At 42.4% G+C, this 20734-nt stretch carries 20 protein-coding genes; 15 read left to right on the top strand and 5 right to left on the bottom strand.

Annotated elements, in window-relative coordinates; genetic code table 11:
- Positions 1 to 531: 531 nt before the first annotated feature.
- Complete coding sequence (locus tag CSV75_RS07555; RefSeq protein ID WP_099675278.1) at positions 532 to 1086, top strand: competence protein ComK; 555 nt, start codon at positions 532 to 534, stop codon at positions 1084 to 1086.
- Positions 1087 to 1539: 453 nt separating this feature from the next.
- Here the strand turns inward: CSV75_RS07555 and CSV75_RS07550 are convergent, their stop codons facing one another.
- The 5 genes from CSV75_RS07550 to CSV75_RS07530 form a co-directional block, all read right to left on the bottom strand.
- Positions 1540 to 2052 (bottom strand): sigma-70 family RNA polymerase sigma factor, encoded by a 513-nt coding sequence (locus CSV75_RS07550; protein ID WP_099675277.1) that lies wholly within the window; start codon positions 2050 to 2052, stop codon positions 1540 to 1542.
- 331 nt (positions 2053 to 2383) lie between these two features.
- The gene (locus CSV75_RS07545) at positions 2384 to 4366 is read right to left on the bottom strand and encodes a methyl-accepting chemotaxis protein (RefSeq protein ID WP_099675276.1); all 1983 of its coding nucleotides are present in this window, start codon (positions 4364 to 4366) and stop codon (positions 2384 to 2386) included.
- Between the two features lie 138 nt (positions 4367 to 4504).
- On the bottom strand, positions 4505 to 4666 hold the full coding sequence (locus CSV75_RS07540; protein WP_099673819.1) for a YjcZ family sporulation protein: 162 nt from the start codon (positions 4664 to 4666) through the stop codon (positions 4505 to 4507).
- A gap of 25 nt (positions 4667 to 4691) precedes the next feature.
- On the bottom strand, positions 4692 to 4808 hold the full coding sequence (locus tag CSV75_RS07535) for a YjcZ family sporulation protein (protein ID WP_099631072.1): 117 nt from the start codon (positions 4806 to 4808) through the stop codon (positions 4692 to 4694).
- A 113-nt stretch (positions 4809 to 4921) separates the two neighbouring features.
- Positions 4922 to 6889: a methyl-accepting chemotaxis protein gene (locus tag CSV75_RS07530; RefSeq protein WP_099675275.1), complete on the bottom strand. Its 1968-nt coding sequence runs from the start codon at positions 6887 to 6889 to the stop codon at positions 4922 to 4924.
- 259 nt (positions 6890 to 7148) lie between these two features.
- Here CSV75_RS07530 and flaG point away from each other — a divergent pair, with 259 nt between their 5' ends.
- From flaG to CSV75_RS07460, 14 genes are all read left to right on the top strand, one after another.
- Positions 7149 to 7523: a flagellar protein FlaG gene (flaG, locus tag CSV75_RS07525; RefSeq protein ID WP_099631070.1), complete on the top strand. Its 375-nt coding sequence runs from the start codon at positions 7149 to 7151 to the stop codon at positions 7521 to 7523.
- Between the two features lie 20 nt (positions 7524 to 7543).
- Complete coding sequence (locus CSV75_RS07520; RefSeq protein WP_099675274.1) at positions 7544 to 9073, top strand: flagellar hook-associated protein 2; 1530 nt, start codon at positions 7544 to 7546, stop codon at positions 9071 to 9073.
- A 33-nt stretch (positions 9074 to 9106) separates the two neighbouring features.
- Positions 9107 to 9508 (top strand): flagellar export chaperone FliS, encoded by a 402-nt coding sequence (fliS, locus tag CSV75_RS07515; RefSeq protein WP_085133016.1) that lies wholly within the window; start codon positions 9107 to 9109, stop codon positions 9506 to 9508.
- Complete coding sequence (gene fliT, locus CSV75_RS07510) at positions 9505 to 9858, top strand: flagellar protein FliT (RefSeq protein ID WP_099675273.1); 354 nt, start codon at positions 9505 to 9507, stop codon at positions 9856 to 9858. The genes fliS and fliT overlap by 4 nt, the downstream gene beginning before the upstream one ends.
- A 67-nt stretch (positions 9859 to 9925) precedes the next feature.
- On the top strand, positions 9926 to 10297 hold the full coding sequence (locus CSV75_RS07505; protein WP_099675272.1) for a PilZ domain-containing protein: 372 nt from the start codon (positions 9926 to 9928) through the stop codon (positions 10295 to 10297).
- A 117-nt stretch (positions 10298 to 10414) separates the two neighbouring features.
- Positions 10415 to 10969: a ribosome hibernation-promoting factor, HPF/YfiA family gene (hpf, locus tag CSV75_RS07500; protein ID WP_099675271.1), complete on the top strand. Its 555-nt coding sequence runs from the start codon at positions 10415 to 10417 to the stop codon at positions 10967 to 10969.
- Between the two features lie 736 nt (positions 10970 to 11705).
- A complete protein-coding gene (gene secA / locus CSV75_RS07495; protein WP_099675270.1) occupies positions 11706 to 14204 on the top strand; it encodes a preprotein translocase subunit SecA in 2499 nt (832 codons plus the stop codon).
- Positions 14205 to 14237: 33 nt separating this feature from the next.
- Positions 14238 to 15339, top strand: a protein-coding gene (prfB, locus tag CSV75_RS07490; protein ID WP_099675358.1) for a peptide chain release factor 2 whose coding sequence is annotated in 2 segments (ribosomal slippage) — positions 14238 to 14309 and positions 14311 to 15339 — 1101 coding nt in all. Because the reading frame shifts where the segments join, the coding sequence is not laid out codon by codon here.
- A 583-nt stretch (positions 15340 to 15922) separates the two neighbouring features.
- On the top strand, positions 15923 to 16264 hold the full coding sequence (gene cccB / locus CSV75_RS07485; RefSeq protein ID WP_099675269.1) for a cytochrome c551: 342 nt from the start codon (positions 15923 to 15925) through the stop codon (positions 16262 to 16264).
- Between the two features lie 188 nt (positions 16265 to 16452).
- Positions 16453 to 17139, top strand: a complete 687-nt coding sequence (gene ftsE / locus CSV75_RS07480; protein ID WP_099675268.1) for a cell division ATP-binding protein FtsE — start codon at positions 16453 to 16455, stop codon at positions 17137 to 17139.
- Positions 17129 to 18013 (top strand): permease-like cell division protein FtsX, encoded by an 885-nt coding sequence (gene ftsX, locus CSV75_RS07475; protein ID WP_099675267.1) that lies wholly within the window; start codon positions 17129 to 17131, stop codon positions 18011 to 18013. Before ftsE ends, ftsX begins: the two co-directional genes overlap by 11 nt.
- Positions 18014 to 18038: 25 nt before the next feature.
- A complete protein-coding gene (locus CSV75_RS07470) occupies positions 18039 to 19382 on the top strand; it encodes a murein hydrolase activator EnvC family protein (protein ID WP_233191601.1) in 1344 nt (447 codons plus the stop codon).
- Between the two features lie 73 nt (positions 19383 to 19455).
- Positions 19456 to 20109, top strand: coding sequence for a hypothetical protein (locus CSV75_RS07465; protein ID WP_099675266.1), 654 nt, complete (start codon positions 19456 to 19458; stop codon positions 20107 to 20109).
- The gene (locus CSV75_RS07460) at positions 20106 to 20693 is read left to right on the top strand and encodes a peroxiredoxin family protein (protein ID WP_099675265.1); all 588 of its coding nucleotides are present in this window, start codon (positions 20106 to 20108) and stop codon (positions 20691 to 20693) included. The genes CSV75_RS07465 and CSV75_RS07460 overlap by 4 nt, the downstream gene beginning before the upstream one ends.
- The last annotated feature ends 41 nt before the right edge of the window (positions 20694 to 20734 follow it).

The raw sequence follows: 20734 nt of genomic DNA, 5'->3' as shown, positions 1-20734 counted from the left end.
CGGTGTTCGATGTTAATAGCGCGGTTCTACAGCTAACCCCACTTACGTCCTTGCCAAAACCGCATAACGTCTTGATATGTAATTTAATTCACCACACATACTGAACGTAATGCCACTACAGAATTCATTATTTTAATACATAATATGTCAAATGATACAACAATCCAACAATAAAATCTGAATAATGGAAATTATGGTAGACGGAAACAATGTAGTGCTATATACTAGTCCTTAAGACAGGTACTTTGTATGCAGTTCGCTATGTAAACGCTTACTATCTTTAAAAATGAATGAATGCAGGTCGATAACTAAAGTTATATTTATTGGCCTGTTTTTAGTGCGTCAACGTATACGTCTGAAAGGAGGTGAGAAATGATTGCATCACGTAGTGGATAGAGAAAATCCCCGAGTGCTTCATGTCATGGGAGACAGACTCGAGGATTTACTAGCTGGTTATACCAACATATCGTTAGTATACCCCTTTATTCCACTAACCGAAAGGAGTTTCTATTAAAAGGGGGATAATGGGGTATGGATGAAGAAACAAAGTCAGTGATTTCACCAGGGACGAGTATGGTATATCCGTATTATGACGATGAGGGAAAGTTATGTGCGGTGTTACTAAAAAGCGGTGATTTTGTACGGGTGGATAAAAGTCCAACTGAGGTAGTGGACTTGAGTATGCAGTTTTACGGGACGAGTTTGCGTGGCGGAATCGACGGTGGTAAGGCGTTGATGGGCAGAATACATATGACACCTGTGATGGTCAATGAGCGATTGGATATGTATTGGTTTCCAAGTAATTCACCTTCAAGTACTGAATGCGTGTGGTTTTCATTGTCACACATATTGACGTTCTTACCGTTCGATAAAGAACATACAAAAGTGATATTCCGTGATGGCAATGTGTTCACTGTAAACTGTAGTTTTTCAGTGTTCCAGAAAAGATACCAGCGGACCTGTATGTTAAAGAATGGATTGACGGCCAGGTTCACGCAAATGGCGCTCGGTGAGAAGAAGGGGTATAAAACGTATTTGATCCGAAAGAATCACAAGCGTGGGAATTATGAGATCACGGATGAGTAAATAAAAATATACATAGCGTTCCTCATTGGAGGAGCGCTTTTTTTGTCGAATCGTTTTGTGAAATGTTCACTGTTTTGGTAGGCGGGGTGGTATAATCAGTGTAATAATGAATCGTTTGGTTAGGGACTCTGTTCATGAGCGGTCAGGAGGGAAGAGTATGTTGTTTGATTTCTTTAAGCCGAAGTGTGAATATTGCAAGAAACGAACGTCTGTCTATCAGGGATATTATTTGCCGAATGATAAGAAGATAAAAGTTTGTTCGTCTTGTGCGCGTTTTGCGCAACGCCGTGGGTTTCGGAAGTGGAAGGGCTGACGTAGGGTGAGGTGCCGCATTCTACATAGGTTGAACTGGAATTGTCATGTAACGTTTTAAAATAACGTATAAAGTCAAAAACACGATCAATAGAGCGAACAAAAGCAAGAGCTACCCGTATAGGGTGCTCTTGCTTTTGTTTATACGTCAATATTTCTTTTAGTAGTTAGTTGGTCTTTTAATTTCTTTAGTAGTTTTTCCCGACGTTTTTTGATTCCGGAAACTGTAATGCTGAAGTGAGTGGCGCATTCAGCTTGGGTTTTGTTTTCTACGTAAAGATGGATGAGCAGTTCGCGCTCGCTTGTCGGGAGTGCAGTGATGATGTCATGTAGTTCGTTGTCAGGATCTTCGGTAAAGTGGTTTTGTGTTAGGTGTTCTAACGTTTCGGTTTCGACTGATGTGTTGACTTCGCTGAATCGACTTTCTTTTTTTAGGTCGTCGAGCATAGCGCCATAGATGGAACGATAGGCGAAGGGCGTGAAATTTCCTTTCGTTTCATCAAAGCGTGTCCACGCATGAAACAGTGCGATGCGTCCGGTTTGACGGAAGTTGTCGAAATCACGGTAAATGTTTAGTTTTCTGATGACGGCTGAAATCATAGGTTCGTATTGTTCCATTAGTTGTTCAAAGTTTTCATTCTGACTCTTTTCCATAAAAGCGACCTCTTCAGGCCGTGCACGACACATTGGATTCCCTGGGTATTTATATAATAGGAAGTTTTGAAGGGGATATCGAATCGTCATGTTGTAGTTATGTCTGGGGTGAAGCGTATGCTTTGGTTAGGGGAAAGCAAATGCTTTTACTGGATGAAGTTGAATAGATTTGGTTGTTTTTGGTTAGTGGAAAGGGTGGATTTAGGGTAGGTGGCGAATGTGTAGTTTGATGGAGCGTTCGTGCGCAGAGTATGATCGTATACCACGTTTAACAGAACGCACACACGAAAAAAAGAAGATCCCACATACCGGGGATCTTCTCTTAAATCACTTACATTTTAAATTGTGCAATGACTTCTGTTAGCTGCTCGCTAAGTTCAGTCAATGTTTCGGCGGCTTCTGTTACCGACTGGATGGCGCGAAGTTGTTCTTCTGAGGATGCGCTGACTTCTTCGCAGGCCGCTGCGGTTTCTTGTGATGTGGCGGACATGGTTTCCACGGTCAACGACACGTCGTCTTTATGCGTAGCGATCAGGCGAATTTCATCGGATACTATATGGATGGATTCTTGCATCGTGTCCATGAGTGAAGACAGTTCTTCAAACGTATTTTCCGTATCTTCGACAACTATGCCTTGGTCGCGGAATATGTGGATCGTTTGTTGCATTTGTTCAGATACGATATGTGATTCTTTTTGTAATTCTTCTATTGTCACCTTGACATCGTCTGTGGCACGTGCGGATTGTTCAGCCAGTGTGCGGACTTCTTCTGCTACGACTGCGAATCCATTGCCGTGCTCGCCGGCTCTAGCTGCTTCAATGCTTGCGTTTAGAGCCAAGAGATTGGTTTGTTTTGAAATGTTCATAATCGTTTCCATGACACTACCGATTGCTTGTACTTTACTCGCGAGTGAATGTATATCGTGGGACATCTCTTCTAGCGTTTTACCCGTTGTCGTAAAGGAAGTCTTCAGTGCATGCATTTGTTGCTGACCATTGGAGTTTTGAATACCGGTTTGTGTGGAGATATCCAGCATCACTTGCGATTTTTCTTGAATTTCATTGATTTCCTGGCTAAGCAGGTCGATGCGTTCAGTCACAGTTTCTGCGTCTTCTGCAGATTTAGCGGCACCTTGTGCAATTTCCCCAACAGCCATGGCGACTTCATTGCTTGCGGCACTGGTTTCTTCTGAGACGGCACTTAGGCTTTCGGAATTCGAACGGACATGGTCTGCTGATGTATGGACGACTGTAATGATATTGTTCATATTTTGCACCATATGATTGAAGTCGCGACTCAGTTCACCAATTTCATCTGCACTTTGGTTATCTGAACGTACTGTCAGATCTCCGCCAGATACTTTAGCCATCAATTCTTTGACTGTATCGAGTGGCTTCAACATACGGCTGATGGCGATAAATAGACCGACGAATGTGAGAATCAACGTAAGGAGTGCAATAAGAAGCATGGAGTTGCGTAATGAATGCGCCATCGCGCTCAGATTGCGTTCTTCAAAAACGGCTCCAACTTTCCAGTTAAAGTCGGGAATTGTCGTATAGATATTGCGCTTGTCGATACCGTGATCATCGGTGTATTGGATTACACCGTTGTCTGCATCATACAATTTTTTGAAGTGCGCTTCGTTTGTTACATCGGTTCCTGATTTGGAAGGATGCACGATAGCCAGTCCTTGATCATCGAGCAACACTGGATATCCGTTATAGCCGATATCACGACTCGCTATTTGGTCTGTTAGAGCGGCTAGTTCCATATCCAGGCCGAGAGCACCGATAAACGTGCCGTCTAGCATAATGGCTTTCGAAGCAGTGATGACAAACTGATTGGTCGTATCGTCTAAATACGGTTCCGTCCATTGCACTTCGTCTGGATGTTGTTGCGCTAATTTATACCAATTCCTAGTCGTTGGATCATAATCCGTTAAATCATCATTCGGTTTGATAACAGTAAATTTAGATGTCAATGAATAATAGACGGCATCCGTACTTGGGTACATGGACAAGAAATTGCCCAAACGTTCCTCTAATTCTTTAACGGATACGTCCTTGCCATTTTCACCGACAAATTTAGTCACTGTATCGGTCGTTGCGAGCAATGCCAATCCTTTTTCATACTTGTCCATAAAATGATAAATTCCAAAACTCATTTCATTGACGATAGCATTACTGGAATCAATGGCATTGGCTAGGGATTGTTTCTTCGCTTGCTCGTTTGTCATCCATGTCATGAATGAAATGCCGAGAATGAATAAAATGATAGCGGTTAAGATGATTTTTGTTTTAATTGACCGTAACATGTGGTGTTCAGCTCCTTCTAAGATGTGTGATGCTATAGTGTGCCTAACTTGATATCGGCTATATTTCCTATATGTTCATCGTTGTGTAAAGAAAACGAAGAAACCTGTCGAAAAATCGACAGGTTTCTTTTTAACATATTATAGGCAAGCAGCGCCTACAATAATGAGTAAGATAAATAGAACAACAATCAATGCGAATCCGTTACCGCATGAGCGGTAAGATTCACCAGAGCCACCAGTATCACAACCGGATCCTCCGTAACCGCCACCACCGTATCCATATCCACCGAATCCAAACATGTCTCCACCTCCATTTCTTTGGTAATTAGCAACCGTAACCCATAAATCCTGCGCCGACAATGATCAATAAGATAAACAGAACAACGATCATTGCAAAGCCGAAGCCTCCATCGTATCCGGATCCTTTAACTGATTCTCCCATATTGATTTCACCTCCAAATGTGGAACTACCCTTATTCTATGCAAAGATTCTCAGAGTGCCTTGGCTTTTATAAAAAAATCCGCCAATCCTTAGAGAAGGAAAGGCGGATCTTGTTAGATTTTGAATCGTTCCACGGCATTACTAAGGTCTTCACTCAACTGAGTCAGTGCTTCAGCCGCTTCGGCAACAGAACCAATTGCGTGGAGTTGTTCATCTGAAGAGGCACTCACTTCTTCACAAGCAGCTGCAGATTCTTCTGTTGTGGATAGTAAAATTTGAATTTGCGCAGAGACATCGTTTTTATGCACGTCCATTTCTTGAAGAGCCATAGTGAATTGATTAATCCGGGATTGCATATCGCCGATGAAACTAGAAATACTTTCGAAAATACCTTCCGTATCTTGTACGACTGTACTTTGTCGTTCAAATGTATTCCGCGTATTGTCCATTTGCTCAATGACATGTTGTGTGCCGTTTTGCAGTTCCTGAATCGTAGAACGTACTTGTTCCGCAGATTTCGCAGACTGCTCTGCCAACTGACGGACTTCGTTTGCTACGACTGCAAAGCCTTTACCGTGTTCACCGGCTCTCGCTGCCTCAATACTAGCGTTTAACGCGAGTAAATTGGTCTGGGAAGAGATCGATGTGATGGCGTCAATGACGGAACTGATCGCTTTCACTTTATCTTCTAATGAGCCGATCATCGTGCCCATTTGTTGCAAGTCTTGATTCCAGTTATTGAAGGAGGAGCTTAAAATACTCATCTGTGCGCGCCCATCTGCGTTGAATGTTACGGCTTCTGTTGCCAAACTTGCCATTTCGCTGGCCGTATCATTGGCTTCTTGAATTTGCTGATTCAATAACTCCGCACGAGTCGTCACGGTTTCCGCATTGTCTGCAGACTCCACAACGCCTCGCGTAATTTCCGCCAAAGCACTCGCGATTTCTTCACTTGTCGCATTGGTTTCTTCGGATACTGCACTCAAGTTTTGTGAACTCGCCAGTACATTGGAGGCGGAATGTGTAACGGTCGTAATCAAACTGTTCATGTGGTCAAGCATCTTATCAAAACCTGTAGCCAGTTCCCCAATTTCATCCGTGGATTGGATGTTGGCTCTGACCGTTAAATCACCGTCCGCTACTTGCTGCACGGTCTCTTGTAAACGGAAAATAGGCTTCAATATTCGGCTGATGAAAATGAATAGAATGATCGCCAGTATCGCCAGTGTCACGATAGCCGCAATGATCATGACGTTTCGTAAACCGGCTGCGAGAGATTGCATGTTTTTCTCATCGTAAATGACCCCGAGTTTCCAGTCAAAGTTCGGAATCGTTGTGAACATGTCCACCTTTTTGACATCATCTTGCTCGAATGTATGGTGGCCAGCTGTCTTTTTGTACATTTCGGCTACATAGTCACGATCCATGAGATTCTTTCCGACGAGTGAAGGATGGGCGATAGCTGTCCCTTCTGAATCGAGAATGAATGCATAACCGCCATGGGGGATAGCTGTCGCTGAGATATCTTCTGACATGGTGGATAATTGAATATCAATGCCTACCACACCAACTAGTTGGTTGCCGTTCATCACGGCTTTTGAAGCACTAATAATGAAGTTACCTGTCGCTGCGTCAATATACGGTTTGGTCCAGTGTACGCGATCTGTTTCTGCTACTGCCTTTTGATACCATTCACGTGTAGTCGGATCGAAGTCTGTCAAATCCACGTAAGGACGAATCATCGTTTCTTTTGTCGCAAAGCTAAGATACGTACTAGATACGTCAGGGTACGTCTCCAATGTGTGAGTAAGTGCTTTCGCAACGTCTGCCTCACCGCTTGTGGCGGTCGCATTCGTATAGTCTGATGAATCGGTCAGCAAATCTAACCCTTTACTGTATTGCTGCAAATCCGCTTCAATGGAAGCACTCATTTCATTTAGCAATGTACTGCTCGATTCTGTAAGATTTTTCTCTGTCCGTTCTTTGACTAACCAGCTACTAATTCCCGTCATTGTCAGGACCCCGCCAGCAACAAGCACGAGGACAAGAAGGATCATTTTCGTTTTGATGGAATGAAACATGGATGTATGCTCCTTTACTCTTATAGATTATTCTTATCATACAGTACTTTTGACTAATCTAATAGTCTGTTTTTCATAACGTGATAAATATTTATTTGCATAATAATAGAAGTGGTAAGAATTTTTATACAACATCCGCAACGTAAAAATACAATCGCTATGAATCTATAGAAGAAAAAACTGGAGCTATGCTCAACATCGCGTATTTCAATCCGATACTATACGTAACGATTGTTCATTAAAGACGGGGGGGACCAGCATGGTCAACCGAATTGGCGAAGGCCCCGCAACCCAACCAGTGCAAACATCTTATGCGAGTGGGACTGTTGAAAACAGAAGTGAAGTTCCAAGTATTCAGCCCATTGGTCAACCAACTCAACAGATGACACCAGAACTACAAGTGGAGTTGTCGAAGAGTGAGGCGAAAGAATTAACGGATGGTATGAATAAATTCCTCGAAAGTGCGAATGTCCAGTTACGATTTAAATTTCACGAACAGCTGAATGAATATTACGTAACGATCGTGGACCCTGAAACAGAAGAGGTAGTGCGTGAAATACCGCCAAAAAAATTGCTCGACATACATGCAGCCATGAGAGACTTCATTGGATTATTAATCGATCATAAAATATAACAAAAAAGGTGTGAGGCACGATGAGAATCGGCGGATTGGCATCCGGAATCGATACAGAATCCATTATCAGAGACATGATGAAAGCGCATCGGATTCCTCTTGATAAAATTACACAAAAGAAACAATACACACAATGGCAACTAGACGATTATCGTTCCACCAACCGTGACTTGAGAAAATCGAGTGATAAGCTATTTGACACGGTTATGAAGCAGAGTACGTATATGAAGAAAAGCGTCAACGTATCTAATGATCAAGCGGTTAGTATTACGGCAAAAGGCTCTACTTCGGACTTTTCGGGGACGATTGAAGTAGAACGATTGGCTACGCAGGCTACGTTACAAAGTGGAAAGTTAACTTTGACTGACGAAAATGCCAAGAATACAAAGTTAAGTGAATTGGGATTAGACATTGCGGAAGGGGAACAAATCTTAAGAATAAAGGTTCCTGGACGGAATGAAGATGTAATTAAATTTAATGGAACCGATACACTAGACTCTATTCTTAAAAAAATAAATGAAGAATCCGGAGTAAGCGCATTTTACGATGCCACATCCGGTAAAATTGCAATGAGCGCTAAGAATAGTGGTGCGGGTGAAATAAAATTATCAGGTGACATAGTTGATAAATTGAAGTTAAATGTTCCGTCTCCACCAAAATCTGATAATCCAGATGATTTAGTTCCTCTTTTTGATCCTGAAGGACCTAGATCAAAAGCAGGTGTAGATGCAAAGTTTACCTTTAATGGTCTAGAAACAACACGCGCATCTAACACGTTTACGATAAATGGATTTGAAGTTTCACTTAAACAGACGACAACTTCGCCTGTAACATTTAACTCAACAACCGACACGGATCAAATCTTAAAGTCAGTAGTAGAATTCGTCAATGACTATAACGAAATGATCGAAAAACTGAACAGCAAAATTAAAGAAAAACAATTCAAGTCTTTCCACCCACTTTCCGATGAACAAAAAGCCGATATGAAAGAAAAGGAAATTGAACTTTGGGAAGAAAAAGCCAAGAGCGGTACTTTAAAGGGCGATCCAGCACTTACTTCTATGTTAAATAATTTACGTTCTATTATGAGTAGCACTGTTGCCACTACTGACAAAGACGGCAATCCAATTAAGATCAGTCTGAAAGATTTAGGGATTGAAACTTCTAAAAGCTATCTGGACAACGGTAAATTGACAATCAATGAAGATACGCTTCGTGCGAAAATTTCGGAAAATCCAAACGCAATCTATGATTTAATCGGTAAAAGCAATACGGACCCTAAAAAGGGAGGAATTGCACAACAATACCGAACTGAATTACAAGACGCTCAAAAAAAGATTACCGTTAAAGCGGGCAGTTCAACAGCGGTAAACGACACGTTTGCCCTTGGACGTTCCATCAAAAACATGGACAAACAAATCGAGCGCTTTGAAAGTAAGTTAAAAATGATGGAAAGTCGTTACTGGAAACAGTTTAACGCAATGGAGCAAGCTATCCAACGTGCGAATTCACAGTCTGCTCAGTTGATGAGTTCACTTGGCGGCATGTAACGCAACTTAGCTAGAAAAAGGAGAATGACATACATGGCTACTAACAACCCTTATGCAGCATATCAAACGAATACGGTGACGACTTCAACGCCCGGTGAGCTAACTTTAATGCTTTATAACGGATGCCTTAAATTTATTCAGCAAGGAAAGATGGAGCTGGCTAAAGGTAATTTGGAACAAAAAAATATTGCGATTCAAAAAGCACAAGCGATTGTGACGGAATTAATGCTGACATTGGATACATCCTATGACGTATCCAAAAACATGCTTGTCCTGTACGAATTCGTAAACAGCCGCTTGATTGATGGCAATATCCAAAATGATCCAGCGATGTTTGAAGAAGCGGCAGGAATCATTACGGAATTCCGCGATACTTGGAAACAAGTAATCCAGATTAATCGTTCGAAACAATACTCCAACGTGAGTGAGATATGATCCGACCTGCCATGACGATGTGGCATGACCGTTCACTTCAATTGATTGCGCTTGTACAGGTAGTAGATGAAGAAAAGCGTGATGAAATCATCGAACAAATCGATAAGATACTGAATGAACGTGATCTGTTGCAGTCACAAATCGTCCAGCCTTTCACAGCGGAAGAAGATGAATTTGGTGGGGAATTAATTCGTCTAGAGAAAGATGTGCAAACGAGTCTGGAACGCTTCACACATGCGATTCGCACAGACATTTCACAATCCCAAGCGAAAAAAGAAAACATGAATAGCTATATAAATCCATACGGTAAGATGTCTCAAGACGGTGCCTATTTCGATTCGAAGCACTGATAACCGGAAGAGAGGAATCTCTTTCGGTTTTTTTACATATTGGTATTCAAGAGAAAGGAATAATCCTATGCGTTATAATCGCCACGACTACTTTCGGTACACATTCAATCCATATATACCGGCCACATTCCGCATTCAACTAAATAATGAAGAGAAAAGCATGTCTAATGAAGGTCATTGTGAAATTTTGGATATCAGTACAGGCGGAGTGAAGTTCGTGACGTATCTGGATCTGCCTGTTCGTTTAGAAAATCTTGCACTGCAATTAGGGTTTACAATCCATCAGCATCCTTTTGAAATTTTAGGCAATGTGGCTTGGAAAAAGGAAACCGAATATGGCTTTGAGTATGGATTCGAGTTTGGTGAAGAGCAAAAAATGGATGCGCTGATCACCGAAGAATTAAAACATCATGCCCGTAAAGTGAAAGAAACAGAATAAATTAACATGAATCAGAAGTTTCTTTACAATTCTGCATATTTCTTAAGTTTTAGAAAGGATTTTAAGGGTACTATGAAGAAGTAAGGTAGTGAGGGTTTAAACAAAGGAGGAGTTCATATGTTAGACTTCAATATTCGCGGTGAAAACGTCGAGGTAACTCCGGCGATCAGAGAGTACGTTGAAAAGAAAGTTGAGAAACTGGAGCGTTACTTTACGGAAGGTGTAAACGCTACAGCAAATGTTAACTTGAAAGTGTATAGTGATAAGCAAACAAAAGTGGAAATTACAATTCCAATGAAGAATTTGACACTTCGCGCAGAGGAGCGTCACAATGATATGTACGCAGCTGTGGATTTAATCGTCGACAAGCTAGAGCGTCAAATTCGTAAATATAAAACACGTGTTAATCGTAAGTCACGTGAGCGTGAAGGTGTAGCAGCTTTCTTCCAGTCGGTTGATGGCAATAATACTCAAGAGCTTGAAGACGACGTGGAGTTCGACGTAGTACGTACGAAGCAGTTCGATTTAAAGCCGATGGATCAAGAAGAAGCGATCCTTCAAATGAACATGCTAGGCCACAGTTTCTTCATCTTTACAGATGCAGATTCCGACGGCACGCACATTGTCTACAAGCGTAAAGACGGTAAATACGGCTTAATCGAAACAAACTAATACGCAACGAGACAAGTCCAGCTTATGCTGGGCTTGTTTTTTGGTTTATGACTTGTGAGTGACGGGGTGTGTATGAGGGGATGAAAGCTCCAGTTGGGGACGCTTTCCTGAGGGCGTGGCCCGAGCCGCTTCCCTCACTTCGTTCAGTCCAGGGTCTCGAACTCACGCTGATCCTCCAGGAGTCGCCCCAACTTCCGCTTTCATCCTACGTGGATAGTGGAGGTACTTGAATCACTTACTGGAGAGGATGTGTTAATTATTGTTGTGTCTTGACTTATTTATGTTCGAGCACAGATATTCAATAACAATTACAAGACTAATTTTAATGCACAACAAAAAGTATAACCCGCTCACATTGCAAGGGATTGGCGCGTAGGAGGGCCGACTCCCAGAGGATCAGCCTGACAGGTGAGACAACCAAAGAGAGCGAGAGTCGTCACGAAGAACGGCTTTTGCGAGTAAAAGCGAAGCGTTAGGAGCATATCTTTGCACTAGCGAACTAGTTGGCTCACCGCGGGCCCTCTAGGAAAGCGTCCCCTCCGAAGCACCAATCCCTTTACCCAAAACCCCGTTCAGCCTAACCCAATCAAACTTAGGAAAAAAGATACAGCGCACTATTTGCACCTAGCTTTTTACAATGTTAAAATGGAGTGTGGCTTAAATATACCTAGACAACGAACTTACAACTGGCAGGTGCGTCCTGCTAATTGATGAAGCTATAAGGATGTGACAATAAATGCTTGGCGTATTGAATAAGATGTTCGACCCAAACAAACGTGACTTAAAACGACTTGAGAAAATTGCCGATCAAGTAGAATTATTGGCTGAGGATATGGAAAAACTGTCAGACGAACAACTGACAGCGAAAACAGATGAATTCAAAGAGCGCTATCAGCAAGGCGAAACCATTGAAGATTTGCAACCTGAAGCATTTGCTGTCGTGCGTGAGGCTTCTCGCCGCGTGCTCGGGTTATACCCGTTCCGCGTGCAAATCATGGGTGCTGCAGCGCTGAACGAAGGGAATATCGCAGAGATGAAGACCGGTGAGGGGAAGACGTTGACTTCTACACTCGCCGTTTATTTAAATGCGCTGACTTCCAAGGGCGTCCACGTGGTAACCGTTAACGAATACTTGGCTAGCCGTGACGCGGGAGAGATGGGGCAGTTGTATTCATTCCTCGGCATGAGCGTAGGCTTGAACTTGAATAGTCTCAGCAAAGAAGAAAAGCGGGAAGCGTATGAAGCCGACATCACATACAGCACGAACAACGAACTCGGTTTTGACTATTTGCGTGATAACATGGTGCTTTATAATGAACATAAAGTACAGCGCCCGCTTCATTTCGCTGTAATTGACGAAGTAGACTCCATTTTAGTCGATGAAGCGCGTACACCGCTGATCATTTCGGGTCAAGCAGCGAAGGCTCAGGAATTATATCGCTTAGCCAATCGCTTTGTGATCACGCTGAAAAAAGAAGAAGATTATTCATTTGATGAGTCGACTAAAGGTGTGGTTTTGACTGAACAAGGGATTGAAGCAGCGGAGAAGGCATTTAGCATTGAGAACTTATTCGATCTGCAACACGTGACGCTAAACCATGCCATCAATCAGTCATTGAAAGCGCATGTAAGTATGCATAATGACGTAGACTATGTTGTGGAAGAAGGCGAAGTCGTCATCGTGGACTCCTTCACGGGACGTTTGATGAAAGGCCGTCGGTATAGCGATGGTTTGCACCAAGCGATTGAAGCGAAGGAAGGTCTTGAAGTTCAGAACGAGTCGATGACACTGGCGACCATTACGTTCCAGAACTATTTCCGTATGTATGAAAAGCTCTCTGGAATGACGGGGACAGCGAAGACTGAGGAAGAAGAGTTCCGCAACATCTACAATATGAACGTGATTGCCATTCCGACCAATCAGCCGATTGCTCGTGATGACCGTCCAGACTTGATCTTTGCATCGATGGATGGAAAGTATAAAGCGGTAGCGGAAGATATTAGAGAACGACACGAAAAGGGCCAACCCGTGCTAGTCGGTACAGTAGCGATTGAAACGTCAGAAATTATTTCAGCATTCTTGAAAAAGTACGGCATTCCGCATAATGTCTTGAACGCGAAGAATCACGAGCGCGAAGCCGAAATCATTCAAGACGCTGGTAAAAAAGGTGCTGTAACGATCGCAACCAACATGGCGGGTCGTGGTACGGATATTAAACTGGGTGATCATATCCAAGACGTTGGCGGTTTAGCGGTCATCGGTACGGAGCGGCACGAGTCACGACGAATTGATAATCAGCTACGTGGACGTTCAGGGCGTCAAGGTGACCCGGGTGTTACGCAATTCTATCTCTCATTAGAAGATGAATTAATGCGTCGTTTCGGTTCTGAACAAATGAAATCGATGATGACCAAACTCGGTATGGACGATGAAACACCGATCCAGTCGAAAATGGTTTCACGTTCAGTTGAATCTGCCCAGAAACGGGTAGAAGGGAATAACTTTGATTCACGGAAACGTCTATTACAATATGATGATGTACTGCGTCAGCAGCGTGAAGTGATTTACAAAGAGCGTAATGAAGTACTTGGTTCAGAAAATATTCGGCCAGTACTTGAAAATATGTTGAATTCGGTTATTGAACGTGTCGTGGCGATCCACACTGCAGACAATACCGTCTATTCCAAAGGCTTGAAAGACTATTTGGAAGCGAACTTATTGGCTGAAGACACTGTGACAATAGAAGACCTAGAAGGTAAAACACCAGAAGAGTTGCAAACATTTATTCACGAATTGGTCATTGCGCGCTATAATGAGAAAGAGCAGGAAATGTCCGAAGAGCGTATGCGTGAATTTGAGAAGGTCGTCTTGTTGCGTGCGATTGATACCAAGTGGATGGATCATATCGATGCGATGGATCAGCTTCGTAATGGAATTCATTTACGTGCATATGGACAGAGTGACCCGCTTCGTGAATACCAGGCAGAAGGATTTGCCATGTTTGAAGATATGCTAATGGCCATCGAAAACGATGCGACGAAGTATGTCATGAAGGCAGAAATTCGCAATAACTTGGAGCGCGAGGAAGTAGCAAAAGGTCAAGCGAACAACCCGAAAGAAGACGGCGCACCGGTTGCTAAAAAGCCTATCCGACGTACTGTCAATATCGGACGTAACGAACCTTGTCCGTGTGGTAGCGGCAAGAAGTACAAGAACTGCCACGGCAAAGCATAAAGAGAAACAACCACTCAGGAGGAAACCATTATGATAGAATTATCCGATGTTCGCAACGATCTCGACAAAACAGCTAAGAAATTAGCGGACTTTAGGGGGTCTCTTTGACTTAGAAAACAAAGAGGCTAGCATGCAGGAGTTAGATGAAATGATGTTGGAGCCAGGTTTCTGGGATGACCAGGACGCGGCGCAAAAGGTTATTTCACAATCGAATGCATTGAAAGACATTGTCGGCGAATATAACGAATTGAACGAAATACAAGAAAATTTGGAAATGACGCTTGAACTTCTACGGGAAGAAGCAGACGCAGAGTTACAAGAAGATCTGATTTCCGAATTAAAAGAGTTCAAAAAGAAGATGGAGCAATTCGATCTTCAAATGTTATTGAGCGATGAATTTGATAAAAATAGTGCAGTAGTTGAAATACACTCAGGCGCAGGCGGCACCGAGTCCCAAGACTGGGCGTCGATGTTGCTTCGCATGTATACGCGCTGGGCAGAGCACCATGGCTTTAAAGTCGAAACACTCGATTATCAAGCGGGTGACGAAGCGGGCGTGAAATCTGTCACACTCGGAATTAAAGGGCATAATGCATATGGCTACTTGAAAGCGGAAAAAGGTGTACACCGACTTGTTCGGATCTCCCCATTCGATTCTTCAGGCAGACGCCATACATCATTCTCTTCTATTGAAGTCATGCCAGAGTTTGACGGCGATATCGAATTGGATCTGAAGATGGAAGACATCAAAATTGATACGTACCGTTCAAGCGGTGCCGGCGGACAGCACGTTAACACGACGGACTCCGCTGTTCGTATGACCCACATTCCAACAGGTGCGATTGTTACGTGTCAGACGGAACGTTCGCAAATTAAGAACCGTGAGCGTGCGATGAATCTTTTGAAAGCGAAGATTTACCAGATTCGTGTGGAGGAAGAGGAAGCGCGTTTGGCGGATATCCGTGGCGAGCAGAAGGAAATCGGTTGGGGCAGTCAGATACGTTCGTATGTTTTCCATCCGTATTCAATGGTGAAGGATCACCGTACAAATGAAGAGACAGGTAACGTGAGTTCTGTAATGGACGGCGAGATCGACCAGTTTATCAATGCGTATTTGCGTTCAAGAATTTCTTAATCATAAAAAGACAGCCGGGCAAGTCATTTCTACATGACTTGTTGTGGCTGTTTTTTTACTAGACACATCCGGATGTAGTGAGTTGTAACTGCTACTACTACTTGTAAGCAATTTCATGGAATGACGTTTTATTGTTTACAGTGAAAATAGATCATAATGTATGAAAATATGTCTTGCAATCAATTATGTATGTGAACTCTCGACACAATGGATGTTTGTATATTACAAAGAGGTTACAATATTACACACTATGACAAAGAATTATTTTTATCCATACGATTTCTACATAGGTTTTCCACGGAAGCTGAGGTGATTCAAGCCACGCCCATCGGAAATCCCTCCATAAATACTGAATTTTTTCTCTATTTTACCCACATGACAAAATGTTATGTTTAAGAATTATCAATTTGGTCAATACTATATATGTACTTACTACCAAAGCGTCTTTTATGGGATGAAAGAGACGAAAAACACGATTATCCTTGATAATTTGTAACTTTATCCTCTCTATTCACCATAAATCGATCGAGATTTGGTATACTACTATATGTTAGAAAAATTTAAGTAAAAGGGAGGATATTACATGAAGAACAAACTATTGGCTACACTCTTCGGAGCAGCACTAGTGCTAGGCGCTTGTGGTGGCAACAACAACGCTTCAGAACCAAATAATGACGCGACAAAAGACAACGGCGCAGCAACTTCCGAAGTAGATGCAGAAGCAGTTGTACAACAAAGCTGTGCGTCATGTCACGGAGGAAACTTAGAAGGTGGAGCAGGACCAGCACTTGATAAAATTGGTGCAACACTTTCTGAAGAAGAAATCCACGACGTGATCGTAAACGGTAAAGGCGCTATGCCTCCTGGTATTATTAAAGGCGAAGAAGCAGACGCAGTTGCTGCTTGGTTAGCTGAAAAGAAATAATAAATACTCAATCGTCTCCAAGATTTTCTTGGTGGCGATTTTTTTTGTACATCCATCAAGAACACTTTTTTACCATTTCGCTTGCTTGATTAATTGATACATAACTGTAATACATAGTAAGATGAAGGCCATGCTATAATAAAAATGGCGAATATGAGAGAAAAACAAAATTCAGGTGGTTATGATGTATGATTGTAATGAAAAATGTATACAAAAAGTACCCGAATGGCGTTGTAGCGTCTAACGGAATTCATGTCGAAATCGAAAAAGGGGAATTTGTATATGTTGTTGGACCGAGTGGCGCAGGTAAATCCACGTTCATTAAAATGATGTATCGTGAAGAAGTCCCATCTAGTGGCTTGATTTACTTCAACAATACGGAACTAACAAAAATGCAAAGAAAAGATGTCCCTTATTTGAGAAGACAAATTGGCGTAGTATTTCAAGACTTTAAACTTCTGCCAAAACTGACTGTCTACGAAAATATCGCGTATGCGCTAGAGGTAATTGAAGAATCACCGAGTGTCATACGTCAAAAAGTGACAGAAGTGCTGAAATTAGTAGGACTCACCAAGAAAACTAGAATGTTTCCAAATGAACTGTCAGGTGGAGAACAGCAACGTGTGTCGATTGCACGATCGATCGTCAATCAACCGAAGCTCGTCATTGCAGATGAACCGACAGGAAATTTGGATCCAGAGACTTCATGGGAGATCATGAAGATTTTTGAACGGATAAATGCACGAGGCACCACAATTATTATGGCTACACATAATAAAGATATTGTGGATAATCAACCACATCGCGTGATACAGATCGAAGGCGGACTCATCACACGGGATGAGAACGAAGGAGAATACTCCAATGAAATCTAGAACAGTACGACGTCATATTCGGGAAAGTTTCAAAAGTCTTAGTCGAAACGGCTGGATGACCTTTGCTTCAGTGAGCGCTGTGACCGTGACTTTATTATTGATTGGCGTATTCATCGTCATCATGATGAACTTGAATCAACTGGCTGATAACATCGAAAATGATGTGGAAATCAAAGTAGTCGCGGAACCAGGCGCTAGTAAAGATGAAGTCCAGGAACTATTGCAAGAAGTCAAAGAAACCCCAGGTGTTGCCGAAGTCCAGTATTCCTCACGAAAACAGGAATTGGAGAGCATGATTCAATCGTTCGGTGATGAGTTAGCGCTCTACAAACAGGACAATCCCCTCGGTGATGCATTATATATTAAAGCGGATGATCCGAAAAACACCGCATCCATCGCAAATGAAATCGCAACGTACCCGCATACTTTTGACGTGGAGTACGGAGAAGGCAAGGTAGAAAAACTTTTCCATGTCTTAAAAATAGGACGAAACATCGGACTCGGCTTAATAGTAGCCTTGCTGTTTACCGCTATGTTCCTCATATCGAATACGATCCGACTCACCATCGTGGCGAGACGTACAGAAATCGATATTATGAAACTGGTCGGTGCAACAGATAGTTTCGTACGGATTCCTTTCATGCTCGAAGGAGTGTGGCTTGGAATTTTCGGTGCGGTTCTTCCGATGGCTCTTATGACGACATTTTATTCAAAGTTGTATAGTTTCTGGGAAGGTCGTTTGCAAAATCAATTATTCCATTTGCTAGATCCTAACCCATTCCTATTACAATTAAACTTTTTACTACTATTCGTCGCCGTCTTTATTGGCGTCTGGGGCAGTTTCATGTCCGTCAGAAAATTCTTGAAATCGTAAGTTTTACTAAGGAGAGAACTAGAATTTGATAAAAAGACATAGAATCATTTCGAGTGTCCTTGCGATTGGTCTACTTACCACAACAGTTGGCAGTGCAGACGTCTTCGCAGACTCTTTGAAAGATTTGCAGAATGAAAAAAATGCAGCAGACATCAAAAAGAAAAATTTAGATTCTACTATTCAGAAAAAAGAAATTCAAATACAGGAGAAACAGTCGAAAGTCGATGTACTGGTCTCTCAAATTAAAAAACTGAATGACAAAATTGAAGAAACCAATCAAAACATGGATCGGATCATTGCAGAAATGAATCAGACCCAAATTGAAATTGAGGAACTTCAATCATCTATTAAAGAATTAGAGATTCGAATCAAACAACGAGACGAAGTTTTGCGTGAGCGCGTTCGCGTTATGCAAGTCAAGGGGAATCAAGTCAGTTATTTGGACGTGCTTCTTGGCGCTAACAGTTTCGCAGATTTCATTGACCGTTTCTCGGCAGTATCTACATTGATGGATGCAGATCGAAAAATCATTCAACAGCAAGAAGAAGATATAGCGTTGCTTGAGGAAGAAAAGAAACTTGTTGAGCAGAAGTTAGCGGAACAAGAAGAGCGCAAGCAAAAAATTCAAGCATTGAAAGACGAATTGCATAACAAAAAGCTTGAAAAAAGAGAAGTGGTCAATCAGCTCGAAAAGAGTCAAGAAAAACTTTCGAGTGAAAAAGGCGCGTTAGAAGAAGAATATAGCGAAACGGTAGCATTCAGTTCTAAACTAGAGAAGAAGATTATCGCAGAGCAAAATCGTTTAGCGGAAATTGCTCGTAAGGAACAGGCGAGAAAGCATAAGTTGCAGCAAGAAAGATTGGCAGCAGAAGCAGCAGCGGCCGCGGCAAATAGCCGTTCAAGTGCATCTTCGAGTTCCAGTTCCAGTTCCAATGCTGCTCCGCCTGTCTCAAGTGGATCTTGGACAAAACCGACAACGGGTAGTTTCAGTTCAGGATTTGGCTGGCGGACTCATCCGATATCGAAAGTGAGAAAACAGCACCGTGGAATGGATATTAGTGCACCTACAGGAACTCCGGTTGTAGCGGCAGGAGATGGTGTAGTATCGTATACGGGAAGTATGGAAGGGTTCGGTAACGTGATTATGATCACGCACTCTGTAAAGGGTCAGATCATGACGACGGTCTATGCTCACCTTTCCTCGATTGGTACAAGTTCAGGACAATCTGTCGATAAAGGTCAATTCATTGGAGCGGTCGGTTCGACAGGCTTCTCAACAGGTCCGCATTTGCATTTTGAAGTGCATGTAGGAAACTTCTCCGCCACAGGGCCAAGTGCAGTCAATCCTTTGCATTACGTTTCTTTTTAATATAGCATAAATTGAAAACCTGCCTGAATAGGTGGGTTTTCCTACGTTCATAGAAAGATTAGGAGGATGGAAGATGCCGGTTACGCAGTATTATCCAATCGGTTCTATTACGATGCCGTCTTCTTGGATCGCCTTCATTTCGGGTTTCATAGTGACCTATCTTTTCATTCGGTTATACTTTGGTAAAGTGCATGGTGAACGAATCGGTGATCTGTTTTTTTATATCGTCATCATTTGGAAGGTATCAGTGATTGTAACAGATTTCTCGATGGTTATGAAAAATCCACTGTCTATTCTTTATTTCCACGGGGGAAAGTTTGGCTGGATACTCGGGCTAGTCGTAGCAGGTTTATGGATGCTTCGGCAAGTATATAAACAGAAGTGGAAGCGTATCGATAAATGGACGTTATTGCTTGCGTTAATTTGCTGGCAAGCCGTCTATCAAATCGCTATGACGCTTCTTAATGAAGGCAGTCTGGTTGTGAAAAGCGCAACGATTCTATTATTTGTCGCCGTCTTTATGTTGTCGTGGTGGTGTCAACAAAAGAAAGTCAATACAGTGAGCGAACTTGCTGGTGTCTTGCTAGCGGCTCATTTTCTCGTATCCGCCATTCAAGGAAATCTGTTGAACACAGCATTCATCACGACCATTTGTATTGGTTTGTTAATGTGGGGGGTAGAGAAATCTTCCGCCCAACCGATTAGTGGAAAGGAAGAGGTAAAGTGAGTAAGAAAATGATTGGATATATTATTACAGCATTGCTCGTCGGTGCATTGATCTTTATCATGGTAGAAAATTCTATTGGCCAGAAACAAACGGTAGAAGCACCGATTACACAAGCAAGCCAGGCAGATGCATTGCAAGAAGAAGAGGAAGGTTTGGCGCAATATTCACTTGCCCCGGACTTTACACTTGAAACACTTGCAGGCGAAACGGTGACGCTTTCCGAGTTAAAAGGGAAGAAAGTTATTTTGAACTTCTGGGCTACATGGTGTCCTCCATGTAAAGCAGAAATGCCGCATATGGAAAGTTATTATTCAAAACTTACGGATGAAGACCAAGTGGAACTCATCGCAGTCAACGTCACAGAATCTGAGCGACGTGGTATAGGTGAAGTGGAAAAGTTTGTGGCTTCCTATGAATTAAGCTTCCCGATTCCGCTAGACAAGACGGCGGAAGTCACACATATGTATGGTGTGTTCTCGATGCCGACAACGTATATGATTGATACGCAAGGGCGCATTGCACAAAAAGTCATTGGCCCATTAGATGAAAAAACATTGAATGAATTAGTCGATTCCATGGACTGAAAAAAGAGTCTGTTCTCGTGTCGTAACTCCTTGTCTTTCTT

It is taken from the genome of Sporosarcina sp. P18a, assembly GCF_002743135.1.
Lineage (GTDB): Bacteria > Bacillota > Bacilli > Bacillales_A > Planococcaceae > Sporosarcina.
Note: the sequence above shows the minus strand (reverse complement) of the source record. Positions and strands in the feature narration are given on the sequence as shown.